The sequence below is a fragment of the Amycolatopsis sp. SID8362 genome (assembly GCF_010550475.1).
In the GTDB taxonomy this organism is placed as follows: Bacteria; Actinomycetota; Actinomycetes; order Mycobacteriales; family Pseudonocardiaceae; genus Amycolatopsis; species Amycolatopsis eburnea.
Map to the genome: position 1 here is coordinate 1 of NZ_JAAGNB010001516.1, position 10,404 is coordinate 10,404.

At 72.7% G+C, this 10,404-nt stretch carries 13 protein-coding genes; 7 read left to right on the forward strand and 6 right to left on the reverse strand.

What is annotated here, in order from left to right; genetic code table 11:
- The 4 genes from G3I65_RS46425 to G3I65_RS46440 form a co-directional block, all read left to right on the forward strand.
- Nucleotides 1-1,154, forward strand: a 1,154-nt coding sequence (locus tag G3I65_RS46425; protein ID WP_160701760.1) for a deoxyguanosinetriphosphate triphosphohydrolase, incomplete at its 5' end; no start/stop codon positions are given.
- Nucleotides 1,155-1,658: 504 nt separating this feature from the next.
- A complete protein-coding gene (locus tag G3I65_RS46430; RefSeq protein WP_160701761.1) occupies nt 1,659-2,738 on the forward strand; it encodes a serpin family protein in 1,080 nt (359 codons plus the stop codon).
- Nucleotides 2,735-4,546, forward strand: a complete 1,812-nt coding sequence (locus G3I65_RS46435) for a glycosyl transferase (protein ID WP_309236024.1) — start codon at nt 2,735-2,737, stop codon at nt 4,544-4,546. Before G3I65_RS46430 ends, G3I65_RS46435 begins: the two co-directional genes overlap by 4 nt.
- 10 nt (nt 4,547-4,556) lie before the next feature.
- Entirely contained in the window at nt 4,557-5,087 is a 531-nt protein-coding gene (locus tag G3I65_RS46440; protein WP_309236025.1) for a DinB family protein, read from the forward strand.
- 8 nt (nt 5,088-5,095) lie between these two features.
- On the opposite strand, the gene G3I65_RS46445 is transcribed toward G3I65_RS46440, so the two are convergent.
- The 3 genes from G3I65_RS46445 to G3I65_RS56705 are packed head-to-tail and all read right to left on the reverse strand — an operon-like array spanning nt 5,096 to nt 6,854.
- On the reverse strand, nt 5,096-5,731 hold the full coding sequence (locus tag G3I65_RS46445; protein ID WP_160701762.1) for a DUF3159 domain-containing protein: 636 nt from the start codon (nt 5,729-5,731) through the stop codon (nt 5,096-5,098).
- Entirely contained in the window at nt 5,728-6,408 is a 681-nt protein-coding gene (locus G3I65_RS56700) for an FAD-dependent monooxygenase (RefSeq protein WP_203612694.1), read from the reverse strand. The genes G3I65_RS46445 and G3I65_RS56700 overlap by 4 nt, the downstream gene beginning before the upstream one ends.
- Nucleotides 6,327-6,854 carry an NAD(P)-binding protein gene (locus G3I65_RS56705; protein ID WP_203612695.1) on the reverse strand — a complete coding sequence of 176 codons (528 nt, stop codon included), beginning with the start codon at nt 6,852-6,854 and terminating at the stop codon, nt 6,327-6,329. The genes G3I65_RS56700 and G3I65_RS56705 overlap by 82 nt, the downstream gene beginning before the upstream one ends.
- 90 nt (nt 6,855-6,944) lie before the next feature.
- Here G3I65_RS56705 and G3I65_RS46455 point away from each other — a divergent pair, with 90 nt between their 5' ends.
- Entirely contained in the window at nt 6,945-7,556 is a 612-nt protein-coding gene (locus G3I65_RS46455) for a TetR family transcriptional regulator (RefSeq protein ID WP_160701763.1), read from the forward strand.
- 3 nt (nt 7,557-7,559) lie between these two features.
- On the opposite strand, the gene G3I65_RS46460 is transcribed toward G3I65_RS46455, so the two are convergent.
- Both G3I65_RS46460 and G3I65_RS46465 read right to left on the reverse strand, forming a co-directional pair.
- A complete protein-coding gene (locus G3I65_RS46460) occupies nt 7,560-7,910 on the reverse strand; it encodes a VOC family protein (RefSeq protein WP_203612696.1) in 351 nt (116 codons plus the stop codon).
- A 38-nt stretch (nt 7,911-7,948) separates the two neighbouring features.
- Complete coding sequence (locus G3I65_RS46465) at nt 7,949-8,557, reverse strand: TetR/AcrR family transcriptional regulator (protein ID WP_160701764.1); 609 nt, start codon at nt 8,555-8,557, stop codon at nt 7,949-7,951.
- A gap of 100 nt (nt 8,558-8,657) precedes the next feature.
- Here G3I65_RS46465 and G3I65_RS46470 point away from each other — a divergent pair, with 100 nt between their 5' ends.
- On the forward strand, nt 8,658-9,329 hold the full coding sequence (locus tag G3I65_RS46470) for a carboxymuconolactone decarboxylase family protein (protein WP_166641443.1): 672 nt from the start codon (nt 8,658-8,660) through the stop codon (nt 9,327-9,329).
- On the opposite strand, the gene G3I65_RS46475 is transcribed toward G3I65_RS46470, so the two are convergent.
- The gene (locus G3I65_RS46475; protein WP_160701765.1) at nt 9,326-9,775 is read right to left on the reverse strand and encodes a MarR family transcriptional regulator; all 450 of its coding nucleotides are present in this window, start codon (nt 9,773-9,775) and stop codon (nt 9,326-9,328) included. The two genes, G3I65_RS46470 and G3I65_RS46475, sit on opposite strands and share 4 nt — an antisense overlap.
- A 24-nt stretch (nt 9,776-9,799) precedes the next feature.
- On the opposite strand from G3I65_RS46475, the gene G3I65_RS46480 reads away from it, so the two are divergent.
- Nucleotides 9,800-10,404: MFS transporter (locus G3I65_RS46480; protein WP_160701766.1), on the forward strand; the 605-nt coding region annotated here is incomplete at its 3' end.

The window sequence follows — 10,404 nt, forward strand, 5'->3', positions numbered from 1 at the left end:
ACTCGGCCGCGCTGCGGCGGCTCGCGGGCAAGACCCAGGTGGTCGGGCCGGGGGAGGGCGCCGAGGTCACCGGCGTCCCGCGCACGCGGCTGACGCACTCGCTGGAGGTCGCGCAGATCGGCCGCGGGATCGCCGAGGAGCTGGGCGCGGACCCGGACCTGGTGGACACCGCGGGCCTGGCGCACGACATCGGCCACCCGCCGTTCGGCCACAATGGCGAGCGCGCGCTCGACCAGGTCGCGGCGGCGTGCGGCGGCTTCGAGGGCAACGCGCAGACGATCCGCATCCTCACCCGGCTGGAGCCCAAGCTCCTCGGCCCCGACGGCTCCCCGGCGGGCCTCAACCTGACCCGCGCGTGCCTGGACGCGACGACGAAGTACCCGTGGCCCCGCAAGCCGGGCACGGCGAAGTACGGCGTGTACCCGGACGACACGGCGGTGTTCGCCTGGTTCCGGGAGGGCGCGCCCGAGGGGCGCACCTGCCTGGAGGCCCAGATCATGGACTGGGCGGACGACGTGGCGTACTCGGTCCACGACGTCGAGGACGGCGTCCTGGCCGGCCGCATCAAGCTGCGCGTGCTGGCCCACCCGGACGAGCGCGCGGCGGTCGCCGAGGCCGCCGCCAAGCACTTCTCGTCGCAGTCGGTGTCCACATTGGAGAACGCGGCGACGGAGCTGCTGGCCCTGCCCGCGGTGGCCGCGCTGGCCGAGGCGGAACCGGACGGCTCCCCGGGCGCCCAGGTCGCGCTGAAGCGCCTGACGAGCGAACTGGTCGGCCGCTTCACGACAGCGGCGGTCACGGGGACGCGAGCGGCGTTCGGCACCAGCCCCCTGAGCCGCTACGGCGCCCGCCTGGCGGTCCCGGAACAGGTGGCGGCGGAGGTGGCGCTGCTGAAGGCGCTGGCCCTGCGGTACGTGATGAGCGACCGCCGCAGGCTGGCCATGCAGGAGGGCCAGCGCGAGCTGCTGGCGGAGCTGGTGCACGCGCTGGCCCGCCGGGCGCCGGAGTCGCTGGACCCGCTGTTCGTGCCCGCCTGGAACGCGGCGAAGGACGACGCGGGGTTGCTGAGGGTGGTGATCGACCAGGTCGCTTCGCTGACGGACGCGCAGGCCCACGTGTGGTACTCGTGGCACGTGACCCGCTTGCACCGGTGATTCAGCGTCGACGCGGCGCGGGGTAAGTCGCTGCCCGCAACCCCGCAACCCCGCGGCTCTCGCGAGGCGGCGCGAGCCGGTTTCGGTGGGCGAGCGTGCGCGGGCCTGAGCCGCATTCGGGTGCGAGCCGGAGTTCCGCCCACCGGTCGTGCGGCGGTCGGCCCTCGGTTGCGGCGGCGGGCTTGGGCTCAGCCTCCTGGTCGTGTCGCGGCGGGCTTGGTTGTTTCGGCTGGCGAGCGCGGTGATCGGGCGGCGGGTCGCTCGGCGGTGCGGGTTGGGGCGGCCGGCCCGGCTGTTTCGGTCGGCGGGCGCGGTCACTCGGGCGGCTTGCCCGGGCGGCACGGGGGCGAGTGCCGTTCCGCTTACCGGTCGTGCGGGGGCCGGGCATTCGGGGGAGCGGCACTAGCACCCTGCTCCGCGTCGGCCGGTGGGGGATTTGTCACCCGTGGGCGGAGTTCCGCGTGGCCGCCCGGTGGGGTGCGGCGTTCCGGTAGTCTCGCCCGCATGGCCACGGACAGCCACCTCCGGTTCGCCCTCGCCGTTCACCAGGCCCTCGGTGCCGAGGGCGGGAACAGCTGTTTCTCGCCGTATTCGGTGGCCAGTGCGCTGACCCTCGCCGCGCTCGCCGCGCGGGGGCGGACGCGGGACGAGCTGGTCGCCCTGCTGGGGGAGCAGACCGCGCTCCTCAAGGAGGCCGCTCAGCTCGTCGAAGAGCGCGGTGAGCAGCCCGAACTGGCCGTCGCCAACACGCTGTGGGCCGACGACCGGCTCCCGCTCGAGGACTCCTTCAAGAGCGAACTCGCCGGGTGGCCCGGGGCCGCCGTCGCCGGGGCGCCCTTCGAGAAGGAGCCCGAAGCCGCGCGGGCACTCATCAACGATGATGTCGGGCGGACCACGCGGGGGCTGATCCCGCAGCTGCTGCCGCCCGGGTCGATCGACCGCGACGTCGCCGCCGTGCTGGTCAACGCGCTTTACCTCAAAGCTGCCTGGAAGCTGCCGTTCCGCGAGGCCAACACCTCCGACGCGCCCTTCCACGCGCCGTCCGGCACCCGGGACGTGCCGACCATGTGGCTCGGCGAGAGTGTCGGCTACGCGCACGCGGACGGCTGGCAGGCCGTGCAGCTGGCGGGCGGTGGCGGGCTGCAGGCCGTCGTGCTGCTGCCCGACGGCGACCTCGCCGAGGCCGAAGCCGCGCTCGACCAGGCGAAGCTGGCGAGCCTGCTCGGCGAGATCCGCTTCAAGCCGGTGGAGCTCGCGCTCCCGAAAGTTTCGCTCGACGTGCCCAGCTCGCTCACCGGCGTGCTGCGCGATTTGGGCGTGCGCACCATGTTCACCGACGATGCCGACCTCTCCGGGCTTTCCCCGGACCCGCGGCTGACGGTCTCCGAGGTGCTGCACCAAGCCGTGCTGCGCGTCGACGAACAAGGCTTCGAGGGGGCCGCGGCGACCGCGCTGACGATGCGGCTCACCTCGATGATCATCGACGAACCGGTCGCCGTCACGGTGGACCGGCCGTTCCTGCTACTGGTCCGGCACGCCGCCACGGGTGCCCTCTACTTCTTCGCCAGGGTGGTCGAACCGTGAGCTTGAAGTCCGAAGCCGTCCCCGAGCTCGTCCCGCCCGCCCCCGAAGCACCCACCGGCCCGAAACGCTGGGCGTGGCAGGACACCGCCATCGGCGGCGGCTTCCTGCTCTTCACGATCCTGCTCTACAACGGGCTCTGGTTCGACCTCAAGCGCGGCTACCTCTGGAACGGCGCGTCCGACCAGAGCCAGTGGGAGTGGTACTCCACGGTCGTCGCGAAGTCCGTGCTGCACTTCCAGAACCCGTTCACCACGGACCTGCAGAACTACCCGGACGGCGTGAACATGGCGGCGAACGCGGCGATGTTCGGCCTGAACATCCCGCTCGCGCCGATCACGCTGACCTTCGGCGCGACGCTCACCTGGGCCATCGTGCTGACCGCGGGCCTCGCCGGCACCGCGTTCGGCTGGTACTGGGTGTTTTCACGCCACCTGGTGCCGAACCGGACCGCGGCCGCGATCGGCGGTGCCTTCTGCGGCTTCGCCCCGCCGATGATCTCGCACGGCAACGCGCACCCGAACTTCGTCGTGCTGTTCGTGCTGCCCTTCATCGCGCTCAAGACCATCCAGATCGCGCGCGGCGAACGCCCGGTGCGCAACGGCATCGTGCTCGGCGTCCTCGTCGCGTGGCAGATCCTGCTCGGTGAAGAGCCGCTGGCGATCTTCGCGCTCACCTTCCTCGTCTTCGTGATTTCCTACCTGATCCCGCGCCGCGCGGAAATCCGCGGCATGCTGGCGCCGCTGGGCAAGGGCGTCGGCGTCGGCGCGGTGGTCGCGGTGGTGATCGCCGGATTCCCGTTGTACTGGCAGTTCTTCGGTCCCTACAGCTTCCACTCCCTCCTGCACGGTTCGGCGGGCAACGACACCGCGGCCCTCACGCGCTTCGCGACGCAGTCGATCGCCGGCAGCCCGGAAGCCGCCGCGGACGTCTCGATGAACCGCACCGAGGAGAACGCGTTCTTCGGCTGGCCGCTGATCGTGCTCATGGTCGTGCTCACGATCTGGCTGTGGCGCGACGTCGTCGCGCGGGCGCTCGCGATCACGATGTACGTGATGGCCTTCCTTTCGCTCGGTGTCGAAATCACCGTGGCGCACCAGGACACCGGCGTCCCGGGGCTGTGGAAGTGGCTGGGCCAGCTGCCGCTGCTGGACTCGCTGATCGAGTCCCGGCTCGCGATGGGCTGCATCCCCGTGGTCGGCGGGCTGCTGGCGATCGCGACGCACCGCGTCTGGACGGCGGCGGCCGAACTGCCGCAACCCCTCGAAGACAAACCGCGCTTCCCGTTGAAGATGCTCTGGGTCGGCGCCGTCGTAGCCGTGCTCCTCCCGATCGCGCCGACGGAACTGGTGACGCACCAGCGCCCGCTTTCGCCGCCGTTCTTCGCCGACGGCATCTGGCGCCAGTACCTCGCTCCCGGTGGTTCGCTGGTGCCCGTGCCGCTGCCGAGCACCGGTGAGGCCGAGCCGCTGCACTGGCAGGTCGACGCCGGCCTCGGGTACCCGATGCCGGAGGGCTACTTCGTCGGCCCGACCTCGGCCGACGACCGCCGCGGCCGCTACGGCGCCGTGCCGCGGCCGACGTCGGACCTGTTCGCGGAGGTCGAGCGCACCGGCCAGGCCGCGAACGTCACCGAGGCGGACCGCACCCAGGCCCTGGCCGACCTCCGCTACTGGAAGGCCGACGTGCTCGTGGTCGGCCCGCGGCAGAACCAGGAAGCCCTCAAGTCCACAGTGGAACTGCTGCTGCGCAAGCCCGCTGAGTTCGTCGGCGGGGTGTGGGTCTGGGACGTGCGCCCGCTGACGCCGTAAGCTGACCTCCGTGGACGAACAGGAGCGGCCCGAACCGCCTTTCGACGGCGACGAAGCCGCGACCCTCCTCGGTTTCCTCGACTTCCACCGCGCGACCCTGGCCTGGAAGTGCGCCGGCCTGGACGAGGCGGGCCTGCGCGCGACCGTCGCGCCGGCCACGATGACGCTCGGCGGCTTGCTCAAGCACTTGGCCTACGTGGAGGACAACTGGTTCTCCTACGTGTGGTCCGGCCACGACCGGCGACCGCCGTTCGACGCGGTCGACTGGGCGGAGACACCCGACTGGGACTGGGATTCCGCCGCGGACGACACCCCCGAGCAGCTCCGCGAGCTCTGGCAGGACACCGTCGAGCGCTCGCGGGCGGCGGTGCGGGACGCGCTGGCGAGCGGCGACCTGGCACAGCGGGCCCGGCGTTCCCTGCGCGACGGCAACACGCCGACCCTGCGCTGGATCCTCGTGCACCTGGTCGAGGAGTACTCCCGCCACAACGGCCACGCCGACTTCCTCCGCGAGTCGATCGACGGCAGCACCGGGGAGTAGCCCGGCCGTCAGCCACCGCTCGGCACGGGGACGGCAGGCTCGTGCGTGCGCAGGATCCGCCAGCACAGGTAAACGCAGACCCCTGCGGCGGGCGCGCCGCCCAGTACCGTGGCGGCGACGCCGAGCGCGACGACCTTCCCGGTCAGGTACAGCGGCACCAGCAAGGCTGTCACGACGGCGAACTTCGCCAGGAACACCGCCGTGCAGACCATGTAGCGCCGCCGCTGCCGCCGGTCGCGCCGCCAGGCGAAGCGGTCGCCGCGCACGGCGCCCAGCACCACGCCGATGACCGGCCACCGCGCCAGCATCGAGATCCCGAACACGACGGCGCCGCCTGCCTGGATCAGGACCGCGGTGAGGTAGAAGTCGACCGCGTGCCCGGTGCTCCCGGCCAGCAGCGCCGACACCCCGACCACGACCAGCCCGACCACCGGCTGCCAGAATTTGCGGTCGGTGCACATCCGGACCACGGCGAACACGAACACGCCGCCGACGGCGATCAGCGCGGCCGTGAGCACCCGCCCGCTCAGCAGGTACGCGACGAGGAACAGCGCCCGCGACGCGACGCCTTCGGCGACCGTGCGCCACCCGCCCACCGCGCTGAACAACGACAGCGATTTCTTCGTCAGCGCGTCGAGGCTCATGCGCCCGCCTTCGCCGGGACGGACGGGAAACCGGTGCGGCGCATGATGTCTTCGTAGGACCCGATCGCGTCGAGCAGGTCGAGCCGGCCGCGGTGCGCCTCGACCAGCGCCTCGCAGAGGTGGTGCGCGTCCTGTATCGCCAGGTTGCCGCCGAAGCCCGGGGCCAGGTGGATGGCGTCGCCGAGGAGCGTCACCGGGCCGGCGGGCCAAGCGGGCATCGGCGGGATCGTCCCGATCCGCAGCGCGACCGTGACGTCCGGCCACGCCTGCGCGGCGACCGCCCGCAAGGCCGGGTGCAGCTCCGCGGCCAGCTCCCGGGCCCGGTCACCCGGCGAGCCCGCCGAATCGAGCCCCTCTCGCGTGGTGGGCAGCGCCCACATCACGTAGTCCTCGATCCCGGCGACGGCGCCGGGACGCAGTGACGGCAGCCACCGCTCCCGCGCGGTCAGGGGAGATTCGGTGAACCGCAGCACGCCCAGCGCCATCATCGTGCCTCCCACCCGCACGACGGCCGGGCTGTCGCCGATCAGCTCCGGCAGCCCGGCCGCGGCCCGCAGCGGTGTCGCGCCCATGAGCATGCGTCGTCCGCTGTCGGTCACTCGCACATGTGGCAGGTACCGGCGGCGGACGGCCGAACCGATCCCGTCCGCGCCCACCAGCACGTCGGCGGTGTCCACGCGGCCGTCGGCGAACCAGGCCCGGACCGTGCCGTCGCCCGCCGCTCGAACCGCGTGAACTCCGCCCCGAACCGCACCGCATCCTCCAGGCCCGTCAGCAAGATCGCCCGGAGCAGCGGCCGATGCGTCTGCCGGCCGGGCCGCGCCCGGCCCTCGGCGCCGTCCGTCGGCCGCGCGTCCACGACGGTGAGCTCTCCGGCCACGTCGGACAGCGTCAACGTCCGCTCGCGCGGAGCGCCCGTGGTGGCCGCCGCCATCGCGGCGTGCGCCGGAGGCAGGCACGCCCGCAACGCCGAGGCGCCCCGGTCGTCGACGTGCAGGCTGATGCCCTGCCGACGGCCGGCCTCGCCGTCCCGCTCGTAGACCACGACGTCGATCCCCGCCCGGCGCAACCCGTGGGCCAGCGTCAACCCGCCGAGGCCGGCGCCGATCACGATCACCTTCACGTCTCCACCCCTTTCTTCACCGCCTGATGAAGAACACTGTACGGCAAACTCCACCGCGTGATGAAGAAAGAGTGTTAGGCTTCGGCGGTCATGGCAGAGCAAGACATCCACGGCCGCCCCGGGCGCTGGCGGTCCGGCGCGGAGAGCAAGCAGCGGATCCTGCGGACCGCCCGCGAGCTGTTCGGCCGGCACGGCTACCGCGGCACGACCGTGCGCGCGATCGCCACCGCCGCGGAGGTCGACCCCGCGATGGTGTTCTACTTCTTCGGCACCAAGCAGGGCCTGTTCGCCGCCGCCATCGAAATGTCCGGCGCCGTCCCGCCGGCCATCGAGTCGGTCTTCACGGGCGGCCTCGACACCATCGGCGAACGCATCGTCCGGACGCTCCTGGAGAACCTCGACAAGTCGGACCGCACCCCGCTCGTGATGCTGACCAGGTCGGCGCCCACCGACGAACGGTCCGAAGCGCTGCTGCGCGAGTTCATCGACCGGGAGATCACCGGCCGGCTCGCGGGGATGCTCGACGCGCCGGACGCCGCACTGCGGGCGGGCATGGTCAACGTCCAGATCCTGGGTCTCGCGGTCGCGCGGTACATCGTGCGGATCGAACCGATCGCGTCGGCGTCCGTGGACGAGCTGGCCGGCAGCTTCGGCCCGCTGGTGCAGCGCTGTCTGACCGGCCGGACGGCGCTGCCGGACTGACGCTCACCCGCGGCGCCGGGCGATCTGGAAGACGTTGCCGAACGGGTCGCGGACCATCGCGCGCCGGTCGCCGTAGGGCTGGTCGGCCGGTTCCTCCAGGCTGGTCGCGCCGCAGTCGAGCGCGCGGCGGTACGTCGCCTCGACGTCGGCGACGTAGACGTACAGGAACGCGGGGAAGAGCTCGCGCTCGCCTTCGGCGGACACCAGCAGCGGCGAGTCGCCGATGCGGATTTCGGCGGGCCGGCCGCTCTCGGTCTCACCGGTCGCGCCGAACACCGTGCGCAGGAACGCGACGGTGGCGACGACGTCGCGCACCACCATCCGCGGGAGCACCGTCGGGTAACCCGGGTTCATACCCGCCCACCCAAGCCCCTTCTCGCGGTGAACACAAGTCAGCGCCGCAGGCCGGCCAGCTTCACCAGGAACCGGTCGATCTGCTCGACCGCCGGGGGCCAGGGCAGGTCGGGCTCGTTGATCCGCTGGGCCAGCATGCCGTTGACGGCGGTCCGCAGGTCGATGGCGACGGTCGCGGCGTCGTCGGCGGGGGCGAGGCCGGCATCCATGCAGGCTTGGACCGCCTCGGTCGTGCGGGCCACCATCACCTCCTTGAACGGCATGCCGTGGCGCCGGTGGACCCGGCTTTCGTGCAGCACCTTGTAGAGCCCGGGGTGCTCGCGCGCCCACGCGGCCTGCGCCAGGATCCGCGCGCGCAGGGCCGCGGCCGGATCCGGGGCGGCTTCGGCGGCTTCGTCGCCCGTGCGGACGAGGTCTTCGTGGCAGCGCCGCATCGCGGCCAGCACCAGCGCGTCCCGGTCCGGGAAGTGCAGGTAGACCGACGTCGCCGCGATCGACACCACCCGCGCGACCGCCCGCAGGGACAGCGCTTCGTCGTCGGCCAGTTCGTCGAGCATCCCGACCGCGGCCGCGACGATCTCGTCCCGCAGCAGCTCGCCCTGGCCTCGGGCATTGGGCCGCCGGCGGGCGGCAGGGGTTCCGTCCATCACCGGCAGCATAGCTGGACACCCATTGCGCTACAGCTGTAGTGTCACTCGCACTACAGCTGTAGCGCTACGATTGTTCACTCGATGAGGGAGCACGATCTTGACCACCACCGAACCGCTCGACCTGGTGTTCGCGCAGCTCGCGGGCGCCACCGCCGGCCACCTCGATGCCATTTCCGAGCTCACCGACCGCGAGAAGACGTTCCTGCGCGTCACGGCCGACGTCTGCCAATCGACCCTGGGCGGGGTGTTCGCCGCGCACGTGCGGACCGGGCTGGCCGCCGGCGTCTCCACCGCCGACGTGCGTGAGCTCCTGCGGTTCGTCTCCTACGACACCGGCTACCACGCCGCCGCCGAGGGACTCGAACGGCTCGCCGGGCTGGAGGCGGAGCTGGGGATCCCCCGGCCGGCCGCCGAGCCGCTGCCCGAGGAGCTGCTGTCGGCGGGCCCCAGCCCGCTGCCGGAGGCGGTGCGGGCCCGGCTCGCCGAGCTGGACCCGCAGTTCGCCGGCTACTTCGACCTGCAGTCGCGGATGCGGTCCGGGCACGGTCCCGGCACGCTCAGCGAGCGCGAACGCGGGCTGGCCAGCCTCAGCGTCGACATCCACTACCAGACGCTGGCCGACACGTTCCGCACGCACGTCGGGCGTGCGCTGCGGGGTGGGGCGGCCCCGGAGGACGTCCGCGCCGCGCTGCGCTTCAACGCCCAGTTCGGCGTCACCCGGGCTTGGCACGCCTGGGAAGCGCTGAACGCCTTCCTGGCCGAAAGCTAGCCGAGGACTTCGCCCGCCAGCCGGCTCAGGTAGCCCGCGAAGCGCTCGCGGTCTTCGGCGGGCCAGTGCCCCACCAGCGCCTCGAACGCCTGGCGCTGGTGGGCCTGCGACGCCGCGAGGAACTCCCGTGCCTCGTCGGTGAGCGTCAGCACCGCGCGTCGCGCGTCGCGGGTCGACGTCGAGCGCGTCACGAAGCCGTCGCGGGCCGCTTCGGTCGTCATCCGGCTGGCGACCGAGCGGTCGATGCCCAGCTGGCGGGCCACGTCCGCGACGGTGACCTCGTCGGCCGCCGCGCCGTCGATCGCCTGGATGACGAAGAGGTTCGGCACCGTCCACGTCGGCGGCGCGTCGGCGGCGAAGCGCTCGACGACGTCCGGTGCCCATTGGCGGGCCCAGTGGCGGACCAGGCGGAAGAGCGCGGGGCCGCCGTCCCTTGATGTGTGCACAATGCACGTTATAACGTGTGCTTTATGCACGCATCTCGGAACCTCGCGTTCGCCGGGCTCCTGCTCGGCATGGCCATGGCCCAGCTCGACGGCCTGATCGTCACCGCGGCCCTGCCGTCCATCGGCGCCGACCTGCACGCCCGCACCGGCCTGGTCGCGGTGACCGCCGCCGGCCTGCTGACCCTGACCGTCGCGACGCCGCTGCACGGCAGGCTCGGCGACCTCTACGGCAGGCGCGCGTCCTTCGCCGCTTCGGTTCTCGTGTTCGCCGCAGCCTCCGCGTGGTGCGCCGCCGCGCCCGACATCGGGTCGCTGATCGCCGCCCGCGCCTTGCAGGGGCTGGGCGGGAGCGGCCTGATCGTGACGGCGATGAGCGCGCTCGGCGAGCTGTTCGAGCGCGACGAGCTCCTGCGCCGCCAAGGCTGGCAGACCGCCGTCTTCGCCGCCGCGACCCTCGGCGGGCCGCCGCTGGGCGGGCTGCTCGCGGCCGGCCCCGGCTGGCGGTCGATCTTCCTGGTCAACCTCCCGCTGTGCGTGCCCGCTCTTCTGCTCGGGTGGCGCGGGCTGCCCGCGAAACCCCGCGGTACCAAGGAGAAACTCGACGTGCCGGGCGGCGCGTTGCTGGCCGT